The organism is Nocardia sichangensis (assembly GCF_047200615.1).
Classification (GTDB): Bacteria; Actinomycetota; Actinomycetes; order Mycobacteriales; family Mycobacteriaceae; genus Nocardia; species Nocardia sichangensis.
In genome coordinates this window covers 189,527-211,373 of the sequence record NZ_JBJZOK010000004.1, presented here as the reverse complement: position 1 = coordinate 211,373, position 21,847 = coordinate 189,527, and the positions used below count along the sequence as shown (strand labels likewise).

18 protein-coding genes are annotated in these 21,847 nt (G+C 67.2%); 12 read left to right on the top strand and 6 right to left on the bottom strand.

Annotated elements, in window-relative coordinates; all coding sequences use genetic code 11:
- The 8 genes from ACL03I_RS07470 (at position 1) to ACL03I_RS07435 (ending at position 9,595) form a co-directional block, all read left to right on the top strand.
- The gene (locus tag ACL03I_RS07470) at positions 1-453 is read left to right on the top strand and encodes a MaoC family dehydratase (protein ID WP_412805485.1); all 453 of its coding nucleotides are present in this window, start codon (positions 1-3) and stop codon (positions 451-453) included.
- A 22-nt stretch (positions 454-475) separates the two neighbouring features.
- Positions 476-1,669 carry an acyl-CoA dehydrogenase family protein gene (locus ACL03I_RS07465; RefSeq protein ID WP_412805484.1) on the top strand — a complete coding sequence of 398 codons (1,194 nt, stop codon included), beginning with the start codon at positions 476-478 and terminating at the stop codon, positions 1,667-1,669.
- Positions 1,666-2,763: an acyl-CoA dehydrogenase family protein gene (locus tag ACL03I_RS07460; protein ID WP_412805483.1), complete on the top strand. Its 1,098-nt coding sequence runs from the start codon at positions 1,666-1,668 to the stop codon at positions 2,761-2,763. The genes ACL03I_RS07465 and ACL03I_RS07460 overlap by 4 nt, the downstream gene beginning before the upstream one ends.
- Positions 2,764-2,846: 83 nt before the next feature.
- Entirely contained in the window at positions 2,847-3,473 is a 627-nt protein-coding gene (locus ACL03I_RS07455) for a TetR/AcrR family transcriptional regulator (protein ID WP_412805482.1), read from the top strand.
- A 16-nt stretch (positions 3,474-3,489) separates the two neighbouring features.
- Positions 3,490-4,719, top strand: coding sequence for a PucR family transcriptional regulator (locus ACL03I_RS07450; RefSeq protein WP_356964427.1), 1,230 nt, complete (start codon positions 3,490-3,492; stop codon positions 4,717-4,719).
- Between the two features lie 132 nt (positions 4,720-4,851).
- Positions 4,852-6,330, top strand: coding sequence for a class I adenylate-forming enzyme family protein (locus ACL03I_RS07445; protein WP_355074101.1), 1,479 nt, complete (start codon positions 4,852-4,854; stop codon positions 6,328-6,330).
- 32 nt (positions 6,331-6,362) lie between these two features.
- Positions 6,363-8,123 (top strand): DUF3556 domain-containing protein, encoded by a 1,761-nt coding sequence (locus tag ACL03I_RS07440; RefSeq protein ID WP_412805481.1) that lies wholly within the window; start codon positions 6,363-6,365, stop codon positions 8,121-8,123.
- On the top strand, positions 8,120-9,595 hold the full coding sequence (locus ACL03I_RS07435; protein ID WP_412805480.1) for a phytoene desaturase family protein: 1,476 nt from the start codon (positions 8,120-8,122) through the stop codon (positions 9,593-9,595). The genes ACL03I_RS07440 and ACL03I_RS07435 overlap by 4 nt, the downstream gene beginning before the upstream one ends.
- A 135-nt stretch (positions 9,596-9,730) precedes the next feature.
- Here the strand turns inward: ACL03I_RS07435 and lexA are convergent, their stop codons facing one another.
- From lexA to ACL03I_RS07415, 4 genes are all read right to left on the bottom strand, one after another.
- Positions 9,731-10,393 carry a transcriptional repressor LexA gene (lexA, locus tag ACL03I_RS07430; RefSeq protein WP_356964431.1) on the bottom strand — a complete coding sequence of 221 codons (663 nt, stop codon included), beginning with the start codon at positions 10,391-10,393 and terminating at the stop codon, positions 9,731-9,733.
- Between the two features lie 29 nt (positions 10,394-10,422).
- Positions 10,423-11,400: a LysR family transcriptional regulator gene (locus ACL03I_RS07425; RefSeq protein ID WP_412805479.1), complete on the bottom strand. Its 978-nt coding sequence runs from the start codon at positions 11,398-11,400 to the stop codon at positions 10,423-10,425.
- 32 nt (positions 11,401-11,432) lie between these two features.
- Positions 11,433-13,727, bottom strand: coding sequence for a molybdopterin guanine dinucleotide-containing S/N-oxide reductase (locus ACL03I_RS07420; RefSeq protein WP_412805478.1), 2,295 nt, complete (start codon positions 13,725-13,727; stop codon positions 11,433-11,435).
- Positions 13,728-13,789: 62 nt separating this feature from the next.
- Positions 13,790-14,248 (bottom strand): nitroreductase family deazaflavin-dependent oxidoreductase, encoded by a 459-nt coding sequence (locus ACL03I_RS07415; RefSeq protein ID WP_364426583.1) that lies wholly within the window; start codon positions 14,246-14,248, stop codon positions 13,790-13,792.
- A gap of 615 nt (positions 14,249-14,863) precedes the next feature.
- On the opposite strand from ACL03I_RS07415, the gene ACL03I_RS07410 reads away from it, so the two are divergent.
- Together ACL03I_RS07410 and ACL03I_RS07405 are read left to right on the top strand one after the other, a co-directional pair.
- On the top strand, positions 14,864-16,183 hold the full coding sequence (locus ACL03I_RS07410; protein ID WP_412805477.1) for a family 1 glycosylhydrolase: 1,320 nt from the start codon (positions 14,864-14,866) through the stop codon (positions 16,181-16,183).
- 34 nt (positions 16,184-16,217) lie between these two features.
- Positions 16,218-16,412 (top strand): hypothetical protein, encoded by a 195-nt coding sequence (locus ACL03I_RS07405; RefSeq protein ID WP_355074114.1) that lies wholly within the window; start codon positions 16,218-16,220, stop codon positions 16,410-16,412.
- A gap of 5 nt (positions 16,413-16,417) precedes the next feature.
- Here ACL03I_RS07405 and ACL03I_RS07400 read toward each other — a convergent pair whose 3' ends face one another.
- The gene (locus ACL03I_RS07400) at positions 16,418-17,404 is read right to left on the bottom strand and encodes an NAD(P)H-dependent flavin oxidoreductase (RefSeq protein ID WP_412805476.1); all 987 of its coding nucleotides are present in this window, start codon (positions 17,402-17,404) and stop codon (positions 16,418-16,420) included.
- Between the two features lie 52 nt (positions 17,405-17,456).
- Entirely contained in the window at positions 17,457-18,155 is a 699-nt protein-coding gene (locus ACL03I_RS07395; protein ID WP_355074115.1) for a TetR/AcrR family transcriptional regulator, read from the bottom strand.
- Positions 18,156-18,342: 187 nt separating this feature from the next.
- On the opposite strand from ACL03I_RS07395, the gene ACL03I_RS07390 reads away from it, so the two are divergent.
- Together ACL03I_RS07390 and ACL03I_RS07385 are read left to right on the top strand one after the other, a co-directional pair.
- On the top strand, positions 18,343-20,064 hold the full coding sequence (locus tag ACL03I_RS07390) for a GMC oxidoreductase (protein ID WP_412805475.1): 1,722 nt from the start codon (positions 18,343-18,345) through the stop codon (positions 20,062-20,064).
- A gap of 167 nt (positions 20,065-20,231) precedes the next feature.
- A complete protein-coding gene (locus ACL03I_RS07385; protein WP_412805596.1) occupies positions 20,232-21,812 on the top strand; it encodes a serine hydrolase in 1,581 nt (526 codons plus the stop codon).
- The last annotated feature ends 35 nt before the right edge of the window (positions 21,813-21,847 follow it).

The window sequence follows — 21,847 nt, the reverse complement described above, 5'->3', positions numbered from 1 at the left end:
GTGCAGATATTCCAGGGCCTGTCCGAGCTGGAGGCCGCGGTCGGCGCCCACCTCGGATACAGCGATTGGCACACGGTGACCCAGGAACAGATCGATCGCTTCGCCGAAGCTACCGGGGATCACCAATGGATCCATGTGGATCCCGCGAAAGCCGCCGCCGGACCGTTCGGCACCACCGTCGCACACGGGTTTCTCACCCTCTCGATGGTGCCGATGCTGGCCGGTCAGGTATACGCCGTGCGGGGCCTGTCCATGGGTGTCAACTACGGCACCAACAAGGTCCGATTCCCCACTCCGGTCCCAGCCGGATCCCGGGTCCGAGCCGGTGTCGAACTGGTCTCGCTCGTGCCGGGCACGATCGGGTCGCAAGCAGTGCTCCGAGTGACCGTGGAACTCGACGGCTCGGACAAGCCCGCGTGTGTGGCCGAGACGGTCGCGGTGCTGGTGCCGTGACGGCCGATCAGAAGGATGACAGATGACTCGACCCGACGCGGTCCGCGACGATCTGCGGCGCGGGGTGGAAGCCGTACTCGAAAAGCACGATCCGGCCACCACCGATGCCGTGACCTTTCACCGCGCCAGGTTCGACGCGGGCCTGGCCTGGGTTCACTTTCCGATCGGGCTCGGTGGCCGGGCCGTCGACCGGGAACTGCAACCGTTCGTCGACGCCCTGTTCGAGCAGGCCGGATCTCCGGACAACAACGCGGCGATCAACGGTATCGGTCTGGGTATGGCCGCGCCGACGATCCTCGCCCACGGCACGACGGAACAACGGCAGCGCTTCCTGCGTCCGCTGTGGAGCGGGGAGGAGATCTGGTGCCAGCTGTTCAGTGAACCGGGGGCAGGCTCGGACCTGGCCGCGATCGCCACCAGAGCAGTGCGTGACGGCGGTGACTGGGTCGTCAACGGGCAGAAAGTGTGGACTTCGGTCGCGCATAAAGCGCAATTGGCGATCCTCGTGGCACGCACCGATCCCAGCCGGCCCAAGCATGCGGGGCTGACCTACTTCATCTGCGATATGACCGCACCCGGAGTCGAGGTGCGGCCGCTGCGGCAGATCACCGGCGAAGCGGAATTCAACGAAGTCTTCCTGACCGACGTTCGGATCCCCGACACGCACCGCCTCGGCAAGGAAGGAGAAGGCTGGCGAGTCGCAACCACCACTTTGAACAACGAGCGCGTCTCGATCGGGGGGCGCGCGCTCCCCCGCGAGAGCGGAGTGCTGCGCGCCGCCGCCGGCCTCTGGCGCGAATTCCCGGAAAAGCGCACCCCCGAATTGCACCACCGGCTGTTGCGATTGTGGGTGGATGCCGAGGTCTCCCGGCTGGCGGCGACCCGGCTGCGTCAGCAGGTGGCCGGCGGCCAGCCCGGGCCGGAAACCTCCGCCGTCAAGCTGTCGTTCGCCCGAGTCAACCAGCAGGTTGCCGGATTGGAGGTCGAACTGCACGGCGAGGACGGCCTGCGATACGACGATTGGACGATGGTGCGCCCCGACCGGGTCGATTTCGCCGGTCGTGGCGCCGGTTACCGCTTCCTGCGGGCCAAAGGCAATTCGATCGAGGGCGGAACCTCCGAAATCCTGCGCAACATCATCGCCGAACGGGTCCTCGGGCTGCCGGGTGAACCCCGTGCGGACAAGGACATCGCCTGGAAGGACCTGAGCCGATGAGCGACATCCTGCTGCTCGATACCGATGTCGAGACCTCCTTGCGCAGCGCGGTGCGTGACCTGCTCACCACCCGATGCGACCCGTCCGCGGTCGCGCGGGCCTACGACGGCGATCGGACACTGACCCGGACGCTGTGGACATCGATCACCGACGACCTCGGGCTCGCTGGTCTCCTCATCCCCGAGGACCGCGGCGGAGCGGGCGGTACGGCCCGTGACGCCGCCGTCGTCCTCGAGGAGTTCGGACGGTTCGTCGCACCGGTCCCATTTCTGACCAGCAGCGTCGTTGCCGCGACCGTCCTGCTCGCGGGCGACTCCACGCTGGTCGGTCGACTCGGCGACGGTAGTTGCAGCGCAGCGCTGCTGACGCCGTTCTCCACCGCGCTCGCGACGCACATCCCGACCTTGACGGCTGATGCGCAGGGCCGGCTGTCCGGACTGGTTACCAGCGTCGCCGGCGCGCTCGACACCGATGTGCTGCTGGCCGCCGTCGAGACGGCCGACGGCACGGAGGTGCACGCGTTGACGGCCGCCGCGGCGCAGATCAAGCCGGTGGTCTCCCTGGATATGACCCGCCCGCTGGCTGACGTCGCTGTCGACTCCGTGCCGGGCCGGGTCGTCGTCGCCGCCGAATCCGGTTGGGCAGCTATCCAATCCGGCTTGACACTCGGCGCCGCACTCCTCGCGTCCGAGCAAGCCGGAATCGCCGCCTGGTGCCTGGAGACAACCGTCGAGTATCTGAAGCTGCGACGCCAATTCGGCCGGGTGGTCGGCGGATTCCAGGCGATCAAGCACCGCCTCGCCGACCTGTACGTCGAGGTCGAGTCGGCCTCGGCCGCCGCGCGGTATGCGGCGGGAACATACGCGGCCGACGACCCCGACAGCGTGATCGCCACCGCCGTCGCGGCGTCCTATTGCAGCGATATCGCGGTGCGGGCCGCCGAGGAGGCCATCCAATTGCACGGCGGGATCGGCATGACCTGGGAGCACCCGGCACACCTGTACCTCAAACGCGCGAAGGCCGACCAGATAGGACTGGGAAGTCCCGGCCACCATCGGAGATTGCTGGCAGACCTCGTCGGGCTGCCCGCGTGAGAAAGCTGAATGCACTGAACATGCTGCTCACAGGTGCCGATACCGGCAAACTCGTGCTCGTTGTGTAGAGCCATACTGTCCAGGTGACCGATACAGAGGACCTATCGCGCGCGGACCAGACCCGAGCGCGGCTGCTCGACGCCGCGGTGGTGGCCTTCGCTGAACGCGGCTTCCACGGGTCGACCACCCGCGACATCACATCGATCGCCGGGGTGAGCACGGGGACGATCTACGTGTATCACCGTTCCAAGGAAGAGTTGCTCCACCAGATCTCACGCGCCGGTCACCTGGAGACCCTGGAGCGCGTCCGCACTGCCATCGCTTCGGCACAAGACCCCGCCGAGCAACTGATCGCCGTGATGCGGGAGTTCACGATCCATCACGCCCGCTCCCACACCGTCGCCCGAATCATCAATTATGAGCTCGCCGCACTGAGCCCAGAACATCAACAGGAGATCAAGGCAATCCGGCGTGCGATCGAGGGCGAGGTCCGGTGCTTGATCGAGCGCGGGGCGGCCGCGGGGGTGTTCGAGAACTCGAATACCCATATGGCCGCGGCCGCACTGCTTTCGCTGGGAATAGATATCGCGCGCTGGTACCACGAGGGTGGCTCCTGGTCACCGGAGGACATCGGCGACTATTACGCGGACCTCGCGCTGCGGATCGTGGGCGGTCGAAGGTCGAGCCCCCCGGAGTCCGCTCGATCGTGAAGCGGTCAGGATGATCATGCGGAGCGACGCCGCGGAACTGCTCGCGAGGATCGCGGGAGAACTGAGCCGACATGCGCTCGGCTTGTCCGAACGTTTGACGGAGCAGATGCTCCACATCGAGCCGGAGCTGCGCGGCGACAGCCGCGTGGAGTCACTACTGCGGGCCAGCGTCACCGGCAACGTCGTGATCGCGTTGCATATCTACGAGCTGGGGCTCGACATCGACGAACTCGAAGCTCCCACGGAGGCATTGGAATACGCCCGGCGCATGGCCCAGCGCGGCACTTCGATCGCCGCCCTGCTGCGGGCCTACCGCATCGGGCAGCGACTGTTCAACGACCACATGCTCGGCGAGCTCACCGCGGCGACCAACGACGTCGCCCTGATCACCTCCGCAGTGGCCGAGATGACCGACCGCTCGTTCGCCTATATCGATCGGGTCTCCCAACAAGTCGTGACCGCCTACCAGGACGAGCGGGACCGGTGGCTACAGAACCAGATGGCCGTCCGTACCGCGAGGGTGCGCTCGATCCTGTCCGGACAGCGCGTCGACCCGGATGACAGCGAGCGCACACTGGGATATCGGCTCGACCGAACCCACCTCGGCATGGTCATTTGGTCCGACGCGGGCGCCGACCAACTGCGCGCGGCCAAACAAGTGGCGACGGCCATCGCCGATCAGTTGTCCTGCCAAGGACCACCGCTGCTGATCCCGGCCGACGAATCAACCCTGTGGGCGTGGCTCCCACAACCGGAACTGGATGTCGATCCCGCCGCGGTGCGCACTCCGGAGCAGACATGGGCAGCGGTGGGCAGACCTGCCACCGGACTGGAAGGCTTCCGACTGACCCATCGCCAGGCGGCACAAGCGCAGGTCGTCGCGATGTCCGCACCGGCACCGCAGCGCGCGTCGATGTCTTGTTCGGCTCAGCTCGGCCCGATCGCGCTGATGTGCTCGGACCTGACCGCCACCCGGGCATGGATCAGCGAAATTCTCGGGTCGCTTGCGCGTGATGACGATGCCACGGCGCAACTCCGCGAGACCGCGCGTGTCTTCCTGGAGACGAACGGCAGCTTCCAGACAACGGCAGAGCGGCTGGTGCTGCACCGCAACACCGTCCAGTACCGGATCCGTAAGGCGGAGGCGGTACTGGGACATTCGCTTCGGGAGCGACGACTGGAGGTCGAGGTCGCCCTGCTGGCCTGCCGATGGCTGGGGTCGACCGTGCTGCAGCCCGTGGGGTGACCGAGACATCCGTCGTGCGCGGCGCACGATCCCTCCCGCTATCTTCATGCGCTCACAATATGGTCCAGGTCACATCACCTTCCTAACGTGGCGTTCACGCAAGTGAGCTGCCGAGTTAGCAAGGAGATCGACATGCACTTCGCTGCCCTGCCCGATATACGTGCCGGAGGCTTCCCCACCAACCCGTGTCTTGCCGACGACAATTCGGGAAGTATCACCAACGCCGAGTTCCTCGACTTCGTGCGGAAGTACGCCGATCGGTTGTCGGAGGCGGGGATCGGTGTCGGCGATGTCGTGGCCGTGATGTTGCCGAACCGGCTCGAATTGATCGTGACATTGTTCGCGGCTTGGCGGCTGGGCGCCGCGGCGACGCCGATCGACCCGTCGTCGACCGCGGCCGAGTCCGACTATCAGCTGGCCGATTCCCGCGCGCGCGTCCTTGTCTGCGCTGACGAACGCGAGGCCGGCCAGGCCGATCAACCGCAGCGAATCGCGCTGGCGGAGCTGAATCGGCACGAAGGCCGCGGCGGCGCCGCGGAAGCGACCGAGTTCTCCAACGACGCGCTCGCGTTGATCATCTACACCAGCGGCACCACCGGACGTCCCAAGGGCGTCGAGTTGACGCACGCGAACATCATGGTGATGGCCGAGACGATGGTCGCGGGTATGCGGTTGACCGCCGAGGACCACAGTCTGCTGATCCTGCCGCTGTTCCACGTCAACGGCATCGTGGTCAGCGTGCTGTCGCCGCTGCTCGCCGGCGGCCGGGCCACAGTCGCGGGCCGGTTCTCGCCGCGGACCTTTTTCGACAGGGTCGAGGCGGCGCGGCCGACCTATTTCTCCGCGGTACCCGCCATCTACGCCATGCTGTCGGCGCTGCCGGCGGAGATCCGGCCCGACACCTCCTCGGTCCGGTTCGCGCTCTGCGGTGCGGCTCCGATGCCGGTCGAACTGCTCACCCGATTCGAGGAGCGCTACGCGATCCCGATCTACGAAGGCTATGGCCTGTCGGAGGGGACGTGCGCGAGCACGGGCAATCCACTCGACGGTGTCCGCAAACCCGGCACCGTCGGTCTCGCGCTGCCGGGCCAAGAGATCGCCATCGTCGACAGCGACGGCAATTTCCTCAGCGCCGGATCGGTGGGCGAGGTCGTGGTCAAAGGCCCGACCGTGATGCGGGGATATCTGGGCCGGCCGGAGGAAACGGCCAAGGTGATCGTCGATGGCTGGCTGCACACCGGAGACATCGGTCGCATGGACGCCGACGGCTACCTCACCCTGGTCGACCGCATCAAGGACATGATCATCCGCGGCGGAGAGAACATCTATCCCAAGGAGATCGAGTCCGCGATCTACACCCACCCACAGGTGCTCGAGGCCGCCGTGATCGGTCGACCGCACCCGGTCTACGGCGAAGTGCCCATCGCCTTCGTGTCCTATCGCGACGGTGCCGCGGTCGAGCCGGAACAGATTCTCGAGCTACTGCGGAAGTCTTTGGCCGCCTACAAGCTTCCCGAGCTGATCGTGACCGTAGACGAGATCCCGAAGAACCCCGTCGGGAAGATCGACAAGCGGATTCTGCGCCGCCGCTCGGTCGATGCCACCCTCTGACCCCCTCCTCTCCCTCTCGAAAGACACCTGCCATGGGATTCACGAAACCCGATCTTCCGGACATCGACTACGCCGAATGGAAGACCCGCCCGCGCGGTGAACGGCTGCGCACCGTCGCCGAGCACTGGGTCGAGCACGGCTTCGGCACGCCTCTTGCCGTCTACCTGCTCTACCTCGTCAAATGCGCCTTGTACGTCCTCGGCGCGGCCGCGGTGATCTCCCTGACCCCCGGGCTCGGGGCGCTCACCGACATCAGCTCGTGGTGGACCGAACCGATCGTCTACCAGAAACTCGTCGTCTGGACTCTGCTGTTCGAAATACTCGGGCTCGGATGCGGGTTCGGACCGCTCACCATGCGGTTCCTGCCGCCGCTCGGCGGGCTGCTGTACTTCCTGCGCCCCGGCACCCTGCGGCTGCCGCCATGGCCGGGCAAGGTGCCGTTCACCCGTGGTGACGAGCGCGGGCTCATCGATGTCGCCTTGTACGCGGTCGTCCTCGGATCCGGAATCCAGGCGTTGCTCGCCTCCGGCCGCGGCGTTCCGCCGGTGGACGGCGGCCATGTAGGCCTGCTCGATCCCATGGTCGTCGTCGCTCTGGTCATCGCCCTCTGCGTGCTCGGGCTGCGAGACAAGACGGTGTTTCTGGCCGCACGCCCCGAGCACTACCTGTTGATGCTGCTGATGTTCTTCGTCCCCTTCGCCGACATGGTGATCGGATTCAAGCTGGTCATGCTGGCGCTGTGGTGGGGTGCGGCCACGTCCAAGCTCAACCATCACTTCGGGCACGTGGTCGCCGTCATGATGAGCAACAGCCCCGTCATGCGACTCGGATGGCTCGAGCGCAAGATGTACCGCAACCCACCGCAGGACCTGCGGCCGTCACGTATCCCGGCTCTGCTGGCTCACGGCGGCACCGTCGTGGAATACCTGGTTCCCGCCTACCTCGTGTTCCTCGGCCACGGCGGCCCACTGACCTGGGCGGCGATCATCTTCATGGCCGTTTTCCACCTGCACATCATCTCCACCGTCCCGATGGGCGTGCCGCTGGAATGGAACATCTTCTTCATCTTCAGCCTGTTCTACCTGTTCGGACACTACGGCTACATCCACGTCCAGCAGCTTCGATCACCGCTGGTGCTCGCGATGATCCTCTTCTCCGCACTTGTCGCGGTCGTGGGACATATTCGGCCGCAATGGGTTTCCTTCCTGACATCGATGCGCTACTACGCAGGCAACTGGGCCACAAGCGCCTGGTGTTTCCGCGGGGACGCCGAGCTGAAACTCGAGCAGCACGTCACCATGAGCGCCGCGCTGCCGGTCACCCAGCTGACCAAGCTGTACGGCCCCGAGACCGCCGACATCCTCATCCAGACCGGGCTCGGCTGGCGATCGATGCACACCCACGGCCGGGCACTCAACGGCCTCATCGCACGCGCCGTCGACAACCCGGAGGACTACGCCGTCCGCGACGGAGAGATTGTCGCAGGCCCGCTGCTGGGCTGGAACTTCGGTGAAGGGCACTTGCACAACGAACAGCTGCTGACAGCGCTGCAGCGGCGCTGCCAGTTCGAGGAGGGCGAGCTTCGCGTCGTCGTCCTCGAATCTCAGCCCATCCACCGGCAACGCCAGGCATACCGCATCATCGATGCCAGAACCGGAGTCATCGAGGAGGGCTACGTACTGGTCGAGGACATGCTTGCCCGCCAGCCATGGCCGGAGCCGGACGATCTGTTCCCGGTTCATCCTCTCCACCACGACGACACCCAGGATCTGCCCTCGGCGCGTGCGCGATGACCACGGCGATCGTGGTCGGCTCCGGCCCGAACGGACTGGCTGCCGCCGTGACGCTGGCCCGGCACGGGGTCGACGTCACCGTGCTGGAAGGTGCCGCCACCATCGGCGGCGGCACCCGCTCCGGCGAACTGACCCTCCCCGGTCTGCTGCACGACCACTGCGCCATGGCCCACCCCATGGCCGTCGGCTCACCGTTCTTCGCCGGAATCGACATGGCCCGCTACGGATTGAAATGGGCATGGCCGGAAATCGACTGCGTTCACCCGCTCGACGACGGAACAGCGGCAGTGCTGTATCAATCCGTCGAGGAGACCGCGGCGGGCCTCGGGCCGGACGGGCCGATCTGGCGCCGCCTGTTCGCCGGCCCCGCCGCTGGATACGAACTGCTGGCGAAGGACGTCATGCAACCGCTCCTACGGATACCGTCACATCCGCTGCGGCTGGCCCGATTCGGCATCCCGACCCTGATCCCCGCCGCCGCACTCGGACGGCTGTTCCGGACCGAGCGGGGACGGGCGTTGTTCGCCGGGAACATGGCGCACGGCTGGCAACCACAGCACCGGATCCTGTCCGCGGCGATCGGTCTCGGCATCACCACCGCGGGCCATCGCTACGGGTGGCCCGTTGCGGTGGGCGGCTCACGCGCCATCACCGAAGCCATGGCGGCGGCGCTGAGAGATCTGGGCGGAAAGATCGAGACCGGGTTCTGGGTCGAGTCGCTGGACCGACTGCCGCCGGCCGACCTCGTGATGTTCGATCTTGCCCCGGCCGCTATCGCCGACATCGCCGGTGACCGGCTGCCGTCACGGGTCGCCCGGGCGTACCGACGCTTCCGGCACGGGCCCGCCGCATACAAGATAAGCCTCGCCATAGCGGGCGGCATTCCCTGGACCAGCCCGCACGCCAGGAAGTCGGGAAGCCTGCACATCTGCGGCAGCGCAGCTGACGTGGTCCGCGCCGAACGCGCTGTGCATCGAGGTCGGCTTTCCGACCGACCGTTCATCATCGTCGGACAGCAGTACCTCGCCGACCCAACACGCTCACAAGGAAACATGCACCCGGTCGACATGTATGCCCATGTGCCACAAGGGTATTCGGAGGACATCACCGAAGTAATGCTCGACGCGGTCGAGCGGTTCGCACCGGGGTTCCGAGACCGCATCCTCGCCACCACCGTCGTAGGCCCCATCGACATGCAGGCCTACAATCCCAACTATGTGGCCGGAGACATCCTGACCGGCGACAAGAGCATCCGCCAGCTGGTCTTCGGCGGACCACGCATCACCAGGCGCCCCTATCATGTGGCGAACCGGATGTTCATCTGCTCGGCCGCCGTCCCGCCAGGGCCGGGAGCGCACGGGATGAGCGGATACAACGCCGCGGTCGCGGCCCTGCGAGAATTCGCCGCCCCACCGAGGCATCGATCCGCAGTGCCACGCGGCGGGAACGGCCCGAACTCCCCCGAACATTGATCGCAGCGCGCGTCGCGTCGACCTGGGCGGCTACTGGGACAAGCAAGGCCCCGACCTGCTCGACCACCGCGATCCCCTGTCGGTCCAGACCCCTGCACCGGTCAACGCGACGCCCACCGAGCAAGCGCACCGAGCTCAGACCCGCCGCATCACCGACACGACCTTGCCGAGCACCACCGCTTCGTCACCGTCGATCACCTCGTAGGCCGGATTGCGCGGCTCGAGATACACATGACCGCTACGCCGCCGGTACACCTTCACCGTCGCTTCTCCGTCGATCATCGCCGCCACGATCTCACCGGAATGCGCCTCGTGCTGCTGTCGCACCACCACGATGTCGCCGTCACAGATCGCCGCGTCGATCATCGAATCACCACGCACCCGCAACCCGAACACCGTGCCACGGCCGACCAACTCGCGCGGCAACGTCATCGTGTCGTCGGCATGCTCCTCGGCCAGGATCGGAGCACCCGCCGCGATATCGCCGACCACCGGCACCGCCACCGAATCCTCCGCCGTCTCCCGCCGCACCGGAGCCCGCAGGAACATCCGCACGTCGATCGGACGCGACACCGTCCGGCCGCGGCGCAGAAAACCACGCTCCTCCAAGCTCTTCAGATGCTTGGACACCGACGACGCCGACCGCAGACCCACCGCGTCACCGATCTCGCGCGTATTCGGCGGATACCCGTACCGCAGAACCCAGTCCCGAATCGTGGCGAGAATCCGCTGCTGGCGCGGCGGCAACGTCGAGGTGTCGAGGTGCTCGAACGCGTCGAGCGGGTCATATCCGGTCACCCGGGGAATGGTAGAGGCACGGGCCGACACTACGGACCGGCCACCACACCGGGCACGCCGAACAACTCCTGATCGGGTTCGGGAACCCAGCAGGCGGCGGCGGTATCCCGGTTGTAGCTCTCCGCGACATGCTCGATCAAATGCCGCAATCCCGGATGCCGGTCACCCGCCGACCACAGCAGCGCCAGCGGATAGGCCGGAGTGGGATCCACGATCATCAGCCGCCGCACGTTCGGATGCCACGGCGTCTGCCCGCCGTCACCGGCGAAGGTCGCCAACGACGACGAATCCGCGATACGTTCGACGATTCCCGCCATATTCTCCAGCGGACCCCCGGTATCGATCGGAATCCCGCTGAACGCGCTGAGTTCTCGATAGAAATCGGCCCACTCCGACGGCACGGCCGCACCGGGTACCCACACCGGATGCCCCGCGACCTCCCGCAACCCGATCGTCGACCGGCCCGCGAACGGATGGTCCTTACCCACGAGCAGATACAGCGGCTCCAGATACGCCGGAGCCGCGACGATGTCACCGGGCAACGCCACCGGGCCGCCGTGCGCGCGGGCCAAGGCCACGTCGACCAGACCGCTGCGCAGCGCCTCCCGCGACGTCGTGATCATGTTCGACATGACGATCTCGGTCTCACAGCGCGGATGACGCGCGAGATAGAACTCCATCAACTCCGTCGCGGCCATACGCTTACCCAGAACCGCCACCCGCAACGGCCGCACCCGCTCGCGCACGGACCGCACCGCCGCCTCGGCGCCCACGAGCAGTGAACGCGCATGCGGCAACAGCCGAAGACCCGCTGCGGTCGGCGTGCTGCCGCCGCGTCCACGCTCGAAAAGCTCCGCACCCAACTGCGATTCGAGTTTCGCGATGCGCTTGGACACCGCCTGCTGGCTGATACCCAGCACAGCGGCGGCGTGACCGAACTGCTCCTCCTCCACCACCGCGACGAACGCCCGCAACGCCGCCAGATCCAGATCCACCATCACCTCCATCGACCAGGCAACCTCCGCCTTGCTCGGCGACCTCACAACGCTTCCGCGCCCGTCCGCTCCGGCGGGCGGACCACCTCCACCTCCGTGAGCGGGCCCGCATAACGCTCGATCTCCACCAAAGTGAGCTGCCCGGCGCACCCTTGGCTGAGCGTCGAGGACGGACGGTCGGCGATCAGCACGTTCGGATTACCGTGACGGCAGAACGTCGGATCCGCCGGGTCGGGGTCGTACCACGCGCCGGTGGACAGCTGCGCGACACCGGCTCGCACCCCCTCGTCCACGACCAACCCCGCCAGGCAACTACCCCGATCGTTGAACACCCGCACGATTTCACCGGCACGCAGACCACGAGCCTCGGCGTCCGAGGGATGCATCCGGATCGGTTCCCGCCCGGAGATCTTCACCGACTGGCTATAGGCGCCCACGTCCAGCTGACTGTGCAACTTCGTCCGCGGCTGGTTCGCCACCAACTGCACGGGGAACCGCTCCGCCGCCGCGCCACCGAGCCACTCCTCCGGCTCCAGCCACACCGGATGCGGCGGGCAATCGGCGTACCCGAAGCCATCGATCGTCGACGAAAAGATCTCGATCTTCCCGCTGGGCGTGCTCAGCGGGTACCGGTCCGGGTCTGCGCGAAAGTCCGCGGCAAGCACCTGCCGTGGGTCCGGCACCGGAAGCTCGAGGGCCTCGCCGGACCAGAACGCGTCGAAATCCGGAAACTCCTGTCCCGCACGCGACTGCTCTACGCGCCACCGCTCGTACAGATGCCGCAGCCACTCCGCGACCGAACGTCCTTCGGTGAACTCCTTGCCGACCCCGAGCCGATCCGCCATCTCGGCGAAGATCCGATAATCGTCGCGCGCCTCGGCAAGCGGGCGGGTCAGCGCTCGCATCGGAAAGAACGACCGGTCACCTTCCCCCGCGCCGTAGTCATCGCGCTCGATGGACATCGTCGACGGCAACACGATGTCCGCGTGCCGCGCGGTAGCCGTCCAGAACGCATCGTGCACCACCACCGTGTCCGGCCGTTCGAACGCCATTCGCAAACGGGCCAGATCCTGATGGTGATGGAACGGATTGCCGCCACACCAATACACCAACCGCACATCCGGATACACCAGATCCCGACCGTTGTACCGATAGGGCGCACCCGGATTCAGCAGCATGTCCGCGATCCGCGCGACCGGAATGAAGGCATCGACACCGTTGCGCCCCTGCGGAAGTCGCGGAACCGGCCCGCGCGCCGGTTCCCCGACGCCCGCGGCCGAGCCGTAACCATGCCCGAACCCGCCGCCGGGAAGGCCGATCTGCCCCAGCATCGCCGCCAGCACCACACCCGCCCACAACGGCTGCTCACCATGTCGCGCCCGCTGCAACGACCAACTCACCGTCACCAGAGTTCGAGCGGCGGCCATCTCGCGCGCCAGCATCCGGATACGCTCCGCCCCCACCCCGGTGATCGCCGCGGCCCACTCCGGATCCTTGACGACTCCATCCACCGCGCCACGAAGATACGCCGCGAAACGCTCGAAGCCGACCGTGTACTCACGCAGAAACGTCGTGTCCGCCAAACCTTCCGCGTCCAGCACCTGAGCCAGCGCAAGCATCATCGCCACGTCGGTGCCAGGCAGCGGCGCGATCCACTCGGCTTCGCTCTCCGGCGGGGTGTCGTCGCGCAACGGACTGATCGACACGAACCGGCAGCCCCGCTCCCGCGCCGCCGTGATCCAGCCCCGCACGTTGTGCCGGGAGACGCCACCAGGCGACACCGCCGCGTTCTTCGGTGACAGACCGCCGAAGGCCACCACGAGTTCGGAGTGCTCGGCCAGTACCGCCTTCGCCGTCGCCTGCTGCGTCAACCAGCCGATGTCGCCGATGACGTGCGGCAGGAAAACCGTCGAAGTGCCCAGACTGTAACTGTTCACGTGCCGGACGTAGCCGCCGAGACAGTTCAGGAAGCGGTGCAATTGACTCTGCGCGTGATGGAACCGCCCCGCGCTCGCCCAGCCGTACGAACCGCCATACACCGCCTCCGCCCCAAACCGCCGGTACACCCGGCCCAGCTCACCGGCCAGCAGGTCCAACGCCCGCTCCCACGACACCGGAACGAAAGCCTCCGAACCGCGCGGCCCCGGCCCCGGCCCGTTCTCCAGCCAACCCCGGCGGACATACGGCCGATCAATCCGAGTGGGGTGGTGCTGCGCAGAAGCGACGTTCCCGATCAACGGCATCGGCTCCGGATCACCACGCCACGGCCGGACCTCCGTCAGTCGTTCACCGTCGCTGTCCGCCTCGAACGCGCCCCAGTGGGTCAGATGCGTGGTCACCGCCCCACCGTAATCGGCCCCACCGACATCGCGGCGCCGCCCGTCCCCCCGCCAACGCCACCTCAGCCGGATTTACGGCGCAGCTCGAAGATCCGGAACACACGGCCGCCGGAGAGCTCGTACTCCATGGCATAACCTGGCCAGAACTCGACCGCCAGATCCCAGAAGGGCTTGCGCTCCACACCGTCGATCTCACGCACCGCGACCAGGAACTGCTCACCCTCGTGCCGGACCGAGGCAGTCTGCGCGGCACGCAGATTCGCCGACCACGCCGGATGTTCGGCACTCCCCCAATTCGAGCCGAGGACGATGAAGTCCGCACCATGCGGCACATACAGCAACGACGTGGTCCGCGGGATCCCCGTCTTCCGACCCGGCACCGTGACCTCGATGGACGGCAACCCCGCCAGATCCAGGACACCCCTTCGCCCGCCGCTCACCCGCCGGATCACGCGCTCGAGTCGGAGCACGACCGGCGCCGACCGCATCACCCAGCGCTGCTGAGCGAGCCGTCTCGCCACGCGCGGCAACGGATTAGACACCACTTCAGGACACCTCTCCGTACGACTCGCAGGCTGGCAGGCGCTCTACAACAGATCTAACACCTCGTACCAACATCTATGCACAGTCGGCCTCTCGGTCTTCGATATCCATTGCGAAGTTTCTGTTGCGGTGCAGGTTTCGTATTGCATCCGTTTCTACGCAATCCCGCTGGTCACCGCACCGGACGAGGTCGCTGGTGATCCCCCGGCCCGGCCTGGCTGCGCCGATCCGGTTCGAGCCCGACCAGGCCGAACGCGATCTTGGATCGGCTCGTCCTGAGCGGAGTTGTGCGTGCACGATCGCATGGTGGTTCTGGGGGTGTTCCGTGGTTTTGAAGACGAGGAAATACATATTTCAATGCGAATATCTACGTATTAACATGCAAGTTGTTGCGATGTTAGTTGTTGAGGCTCCGCCACATCACCCTCCACGCAGTTCCGTTCCGCGCAAGTCCTCGAAGCGCAGCCCACTCCCCGACTTTCGAGAAAACGGACAAGCGACCAGTTACCCTGTCCCCCGTGCCGTCCTCCCCCCACCCTGGTTCGAGCACCCGAAGGACGACGAGGACCAGCCCCTTTCGGAACAGGAGTTCGATGCGTTCACACCGCCGCCATGTCTCTGCCGCCTTGGCGGCCGTCGCCGCGGTACTGCTCGGAGGCGCCGCCCCAGCAGCCGCCCGCCCCGAGCCGCCCGCCGCGGTCACCCCGATGGGCCCGGATTTCCTCTGGGGCGTCGCCTCGTCGGGATATCAATCGGAAGGCCATGCCCCGGACAGCAACTGGTCCCGCTACGTCGCGTCCGGGAAAACGACTGACCCCTACCGGGATTCGATCGACTTCTACGCGCGCTACCGCTCCGACATCGCCCTTGCGGCCGATCTGGGCGTGAAGGTGTACCGCATCGGCGTCGAGTGGGCACGCGTCCAGCCCGAACCGGGCAAGTGGGACCCCGAGGGGCTGAAATTCTACGACGATGTCGTCGCCGCGATCACAGCTGCCGGCATGCGTCCCATGATCACCATCGACCACTGGGTCTACCCGGGCTGGGCCGTCGACCGCGGGGGCTGGAACAACCCGGGCCTCGTCGAGGACTGGCTGGCCAACGCACGAGCGGTCGTCGATCGCTACGCCCCGTTCCAGCCGTTGTGGGTGACGTTCAACGAGCCGACCTTCTACCTGCTGAACGAACTGCGCCATGGCGGACTTTCGCCCGCGGCCGCGCCCGCGATGCAAGACCGGATCGCCCAGGCGCACAACAGCATTTACGACTACATCCACCGGGTACAGCCGGGCGCCATGGTGACCAGCAATGTCGCCTACATCCCCGGCGGTGAGGATGTGGTGAACAAACCACTGGTGGACAGGCTCGACACAAAGCTCGACTACATCGGCATCGACTACTACTACGGCCTCTCCCTCGACAGCCTCAGCGCCACGGCGAGTTTCACGGAGTTGTGGAAGAACCCGCTGCAGCCGGAAGGCATCTACTACGCGCTGCAACACTATGCGCGTCAGTTCCCCGGTAAGCCGCTCTACATAGTCGAGAACGGGATGCCCACCGAGAACGGCCTGCCCCGCGCGGACGGATACAGCCGCGCCGATTCACTCCGCGACACCGTCTACTGGCTCCAGCGAGCCAAGGCCGACGGCATGAACTTGATCGGTTACAACTATTGGAGTTTGACCGACAATTACGAGTGGGGCTCCTACACACCACGTTTCGGCCTCTACACCGTCGACGTCCTCACCGATCCAGCCCTTACGCGCAAGCCGACGGACGCGGTGGCCGCATACACCGACATCACCCGGACCGGCGGCGTCGCGCCCGGTTACCGGCCGACCCGTGCGCCGAAGGATTGTTCCTTCGTCGACGCGCCCGCCAGCTGTTCCGACCCGGTCACCGTCCCGCGGTGACACTTCGGGGCACACCATCGAGTGGAGGTGGACGATGACCGACGATCCCGTGGCGGTGCTGCGGCGCTGGGCCGATTCCGGCGGAATCTGGCGGGTCACCGGACGCCGGCCCGGTTCGGTCACCGTCGCCCTCTACCAGTGCACGGGCGGAGAGGAGGTCGACCGCCTGGTCTCTTCCGATCCCGAGTTGATCCGCTATCTCGGTGAGCGAACCAGCAGCGAGGACTGAACCGCTCAGCTCACGACCGATCCGGTCGCCCCCGCCCACAGCCGCTCCAGCACGCGCGCGGCCGGTTCCACGGAGGTGATCGAGCCGACCCCCTGCCCCGCGTCGATCGGCGCGACGGCGGGATCGTCAGCGGCGAGCGCCGCGGTGAGAGCGCGCTTGGCCGCCGCGTCCATGGCGAGTTCTTCTTCTCGCCCGGTCCACCGGTCGGTGAACCCGGTGCGCAGCACCCGCGCGGGAAACTTGGCGGGCCAAGGCAATTCCATCCCCACGTCGTACGCGCGGGTGAGCACCGTGTCGTCGCCGCGTGCCTCGACCAGAGCACGACGGCCCGCATCCGACAGCAGCGATTCCGAGGAGGCCGCCAGGCAGGTGCCGAGCCATGCGCCACTGGCCCCGGCGCGCAGCACGGCGGCGAGATCCCCCGGTGCGCCGATGCCGCCCGCCGCGAGCACCGGGACCATTACCGCGTCCAGCACCTCTTCCAGCAGCGGCAGCAGCGACGCGTTCACGGCGCCGTGCCCACCACCCTCCACGCCGCGGGCCACGAGGACGCCGACACCGGCGGCTTGCGCACGCCGCGCGTCCTGCCCGCTGTACACCTGAGTGGCCGGGACGATCCCGGCGTCCGCGACTCGGGCGGCCCAGCCCAAGTCTTCCCCGAAGCTCACCGAGATCAGTGCGGGACGCGCCTCGATCGCGACCTCGAGCAGTCGCGGCTCCCCGGCGACCACCCAATCGACCAGGCCGATGCCGAACGGGCCGTCGATGCCGCGCAGGTGCGGCAATTCCCGCTGCAGCGCCCGGACCGATCCGGCACTGCCCATCCCGATCATCCCGAGCCCGCCGGCCGCGGTCACCGCCGCGGCGAGCCGTCCGCCCGCCACACCCCCCATCGGCGCATTGACCAGTGGAATGCGCGCACCCATCCGGTGCGCCCATGCGATCGCGTCGTGTGCGGGGAACTGTTCGCCGGGCGTCGTCACGAGTTCCATCGCAGCACACCGTGCCATGAACAGTGCCGGGCCGCCCGGTCACCGCGGGTGGTCACCCGCGGTAACCGAGCATGTCCAGCAGTCCGTCGAGCTGGAGTTCGAACAATTCGTCGCGGTCGGCGAAAGTGTTGGTGCCGTACATGTCGAAGACGTCCGCGCTCACCGCCCCGAACAGGCCGACCCAGAACGTTACGCCGCGGACGACCAGCCAGTCGGGCACCTCGAGCGGGAACTCGTCGCGGATCACCGCGAAGCTGCCCGCGAGAGGCGCGGAGATCCGCGGCTCCTTACCGGGCGCGGCCAGTCGGCCGGCACGATGGGCCTGAGCGAACAGGGTCAGCAGTGCGGCGATCACCCGGGTGCCCGGCGCGGTGGTCTCGGTGGCGGGTGCGTCGTAGCCGGGAACCGGCGTACCGAACAACAACCCGTAGCGAGCGGGTTCGGCCAGTGCCCAACGCCGCACCGTGCGACCCAGAACCCGCAGCCCGTCGATCGGATCGTCCCCGGCCTCGGCCAGCGCCTCGTCGACCGCGTCGCCGAGGGCGTTGTAGCCGTCCACGACGAGCAGGGTCAGCAGCTCGTCGCGACTGCGGACATACCGGTAGACAGCCGAGGAGACCACGCCGAGGTCACGCGCGACCGCGCGCAGGGACAAGGCGGCGGCGCCTTCGGTCGCCAGGTGTTCGCGCCCGATCCGGACGATGTCGTTCATGGTCTGGGCCCTGGCGCGGGCGCGGGGTGTCGTCGGCATAACAGAAACGATGCGCGCATCCGAGAGCGTTGTCAACTATTGAGAGCATCGCTCTTTAACCGGGGCGGGCGACCACCGGCACCGCTGATCACCGGAGTGATCGGCTGGTTCGAGCCGACTTGCGAACCGTTACTTACCCGGGAGTAGTGTTAGCCGAGTCACTGGCGACACGATCGAGGAGTTCCACATGGACCAGCGGACGACGGATTTCGACGTGCTGATCGTCGGTTCCGGGTTCGGCGGCAGCGTCACCGCGCTTCGACTGGTGGAAAAGGGGTACAAGGTCGGCGTACTGGAGGCGGGCCGGCGCTTCGCCGACGACGAACTGCCCAAGACCAGCTGGGAGCTGAAGAAGTTCCTCTGGGCGCCCGCACTCGGCTGCTACGGAATCCAGCGCATCCATCCGCTGCGCAACGTCCTCATCCTCGGCGGCGCTGGCGTCGGGGGTGGATCGCTGAATTACGCGAACACTTTGTACGTGCCGCCGGAGCCGTTCTTCCGCGACCCGCAGTGGCGTGACATCACCGACTGGCGCGACGAACTCACCCCGTACTACGAGCGGGCGCAGCAGATGCTCGGCGTGGTGCGGAACCCGCACATGACGCCCGCCGACGAGGTCTTCAAGGCCGTCGCCGACGACATGGGTGTCGGCGACACCTTCGTGCAGACGCCGGTCGGCGTGTTCTTCGGCGAGCCGGGCAAGACCGTGCCCGACCCCTACTTCGGCGGCGTCGGGCCGGAGCGCACCGGGTGCGTCGAATGCGGCGACTGCATGGTGGGCTGCAAGTACGGCGCGAAGAACACGCTCGTGAAGAACTACCTGTACCTGGCCGAGCAGGCGGGCGCCGAAGTCATCCCGATGACGACGGTCACCGAACTGCGTCCGCACCCGGACGGCACGTGGGACGTGTCCACCGCTCGTACCGGCGCCTGGATTCGCAAGCAACCTCGCACGCTCACCGCCGCGCACGTCGTGCTCGCGGCGGGCACGCGCGGTACCCAGAAATTACTGTTCGCCATGCGCGACAAGGGTGTGCTGCCGGACCTGTCCGATCGGCTCGGCGTGCTCACGCGCACCAACTCGGAGTCGATCGTCGGCGCCGCGACCAAGCAGGTGCGCCCCGGCACCGACTTCACCAAGGGCGTCGCGATCACCTCGTCCATTCATCCCACTCCCGACACGCACATCGAGCCGGTCCGCTACGGCAAGGGCTCCAACTCGATGGGGCTGCTGCAGACGCTCATGGTCGACGGTGGTGGCCGGATCCCGCGCTGGCTGCGCTTCCTCGGCCTGGTGCTGCGGCACCCGATGAACCTGCTCAGCTTCTTGAGCACGAAGAACTGGAGTGAGCGGACCATCATCTCGCTGGTCATGCAGCACTTGGACAATTCGATCACCACCTACACCAAACGCGGCCTGTTCGGCCGCAAGCTGACCAGCAAACAGGGCCACGGCGAACCCAATCCGACCTGGATTCCGGTGGGCAACGACGTCACCAGGCGGGTCGCGGAGAAGATCGGCGGCATCGCGGGCGGTAGCTGGGGGGAAATCTTCAACATCCCGCTCACGGCCCATTTCCTGGGCGGCGCGGCGATCGGGGCCGATGCCGAGCACGGTGTGATCGACGGCTACCACCGCGTGTACGGCTACCCGACGCTCAGCGTCGTCGACGGGGCGGCGGTCTCGGCGAACCTGGGCGTCAACCCGTCGCTGACGATCACCGCGCAGGCCGAGCGGGCGGCGGCGTACTGGCCGAACAAGGGCCAGGTGGACGCCCGCCCACCGGTGGGCACGGGATACCGGCGTATCGCTCCCATCGCACCGGTGAATCCGGCGGTTCCGGCGACTTCGCCCGCGGCGCTGGTGCTTCCGATCGTGGAGATCCGGGAGACGCCCGCCGCCGGATAGCTCCGCCGCCGGTCTGATCTGCCGGAATTCGACGGCGGCGGGCGAGTGCGGGGCCCGTCGCCGCGAAAACCCGAACCGACCGCGCAGCAATCTCGCCTCAACTAGCCTTTATCTGGTCTTTTGTCGCTGCGACAGCCAGGAGGCGATCCGTGAGCACACTGCGGCGCATGTTGCTCGGCCCCGTGGCGATGGCGACGGTCCTCATCCTCGCGATAGCGGGGTGCGGCGGCGACGGAGCGGACTCCACGCGAGCGGGAGCACCGTCCAGTTCCGCGGTGCTGCCCAACCGGATCGCCGGTGTGCCGATACCGGACGGCCGGATCGACGATGCCCTGGGCGAGCTGGACCGGCTCGCGGAAGACCTGTTCGCCTCCTCCGGGGTTCCCGGCATGGCGGTCGCCGTCGTTCACGGCGGAAAGGTCGTATACAGCAAGGGATTCGGCGTTCGCAACGTCGTCACCGACGAGAAGGTCGACCCGGATACGGTCTTCCAGCTGGCGTCGTTGTCCAAGCCGGTCGGGGCCACGGTCGTCGCCCGCCGGATCGCCGCGGGAGGCGTCGAATGGGACACTCCGGTGCACCGGCTGCTGCCGTCCTTCGCCCTCGCCGATCCCTACGTCACCGAGCACGTCACGATCGGGGATCTGTACGCGCATCGCTCCGGACTGCCCGATCACGCGGGCGACCTGCTGGAGGATCTCGGCTACGACCGCGGTCAAATTCTCGACCGGCTTCGGCTGTTGCCGCTGGGCACGTTCCGCGATTCCTACGAGTACACCAATTTCGGGCTGACCGCGGCCGCCGTCGCCGTGGCCACCACGGCGGGAACCGATTGGGAGACGTTGTCCGCACAGACCATCTACGGTCCCCTCGGCATGAATTCGACCAGTTCCCGCTACACCGACTTCGTGTCCCGCGCGAACCGCGCGGAGGGGCACGTGCTGATCGAGGGGAAGTACGAGCCGGCGAACCCACAGCGCCAACCGGACGCGCAGTCCCCGGCGGGAGGCGTCAGCTCCTCGGTGACCGACATGGCCAAATGGATGACGATGGTGCTCGCCGACGGCTCCGCCGGAGGCTCGGTCCTGGTGCCATCGGAGGATCTGCTGCCCGCAATCTCTCCGCAAGCCATGTCGGCGCCACCGAAAACGCCGGACGCGCGGGCCGGGTTCTACGGATTCGGCTTCAATGTGAGTGATTCCGCCGCAGGCCGCGTCGTGCTCGGTCACTCGGGAGCGTTCGGCCTCGGCGCGGCCACCGCGTTCACCCTGATCCCCTCGGCCGACGTCGGCATCGTGACGCTCACCAACGCGGCCCCGATCGGCGTGCCGGAGACGCTGAACGCGGAGTTCGCCGACCTGGTGCAGTTCGGGGAGGTCCAGCAGGACTGGCGCACTCTGTATCGAACGGCGTTCCAGCCGCTCGGAGCACCGGCCGGGGCGCTGGCGGGCAAACAGCCGCCCGCCGACCCCGCCCCCGCGCGACCGGCGGCGGCATACGCGGGTACCTACGACAACGCCTACTACGGGCCGGCGACGATCAGCGCCACCGATCAATTCCTCACGCTCACCCTGGGCCCGAACAACATGACCTTCCCCTTGAAGCACTGGAACGGCGACACCTTCGTCTTCACGCCTCCCGGCGAGAACGCCCCGCACGGATCGGTCTCCCAGGCGAGGTTCGACGGCGACAAACTCACCCTCGAGTACTACGACACCGAACACCTCGGCGTGTTCACCCGACGGTGACGGTCGCGCCCACCCCGACCGCGACCCCGGGCTCC

What these genes read in the sequence shown, in the direction of transcription:
- ACL03I_RS07465 (WP_412805484.1), top strand. Translation starts at nt 476, where the DNA reads ATGACTCGACCCGACGCGGTCCGCGACGATCTGCGGCGCGGGGTGGAA.
- ACL03I_RS07460 (WP_412805483.1), top strand. Translation starts at nt 1,666, where the DNA reads ATGAGCGACATCCTGCTGCTCGATACCGATGTCGAGACCTCCTTGCGC.
- ACL03I_RS07450 (WP_356964427.1), top strand. Translation starts at nt 3,490, where the DNA reads ATGCGGAGCGACGCCGCGGAACTGCTCGCGAGGATCGCGGGAGAACTG.
- ACL03I_RS07445 (WP_355074101.1), top strand. Translation starts at nt 4,852, where the DNA reads ATGCACTTCGCTGCCCTGCCCGATATACGTGCCGGAGGCTTCCCCACC.
- ACL03I_RS07440 (WP_412805481.1), top strand. Translation starts at nt 6,363, where the DNA reads ATGGGATTCACGAAACCCGATCTTCCGGACATCGACTACGCCGAATGG.
- ACL03I_RS07435 (WP_412805480.1), top strand. Translation starts at nt 8,120, where the DNA reads ATGACCACGGCGATCGTGGTCGGCTCCGGCCCGAACGGACTGGCTGCC.
- ACL03I_RS07425 (WP_412805479.1), bottom strand. Translation starts at nt 11,400, where the DNA reads ATGGAGGTGATGGTGGATCTGGATCTGGCGGCGTTGCGGGCGTTCGTC.
- ACL03I_RS07410 (WP_412805477.1), top strand. Translation starts at nt 14,864, where the DNA reads ATGCGTTCACACCGCCGCCATGTCTCTGCCGCCTTGGCGGCCGTCGCC.
- ACL03I_RS07405 (WP_355074114.1), top strand. Translation starts at nt 16,218, where the DNA reads ATGACCGACGATCCCGTGGCGGTGCTGCGGCGCTGGGCCGATTCCGGC.
- ACL03I_RS07400 (WP_412805476.1), bottom strand. Translation starts at nt 17,404, where the DNA reads ATGGAACTCGTGACGACGCCCGGCGAACAGTTCCCCGCACACGACGCG.
- ACL03I_RS07395 (WP_355074115.1), bottom strand. Translation starts at nt 18,155, where the DNA reads ATGCCGACGACACCCCGCGCCCGCGCCAGGGCCCAGACCATGAACGAC.
- ACL03I_RS07390 (WP_412805475.1), top strand. Translation starts at nt 18,343, where the DNA reads ATGGACCAGCGGACGACGGATTTCGACGTGCTGATCGTCGGTTCCGGG.
- ACL03I_RS07385 (WP_412805596.1), top strand. Translation starts at nt 20,232, where the DNA reads ATGTTGCTCGGCCCCGTGGCGATGGCGACGGTCCTCATCCTCGCGATA.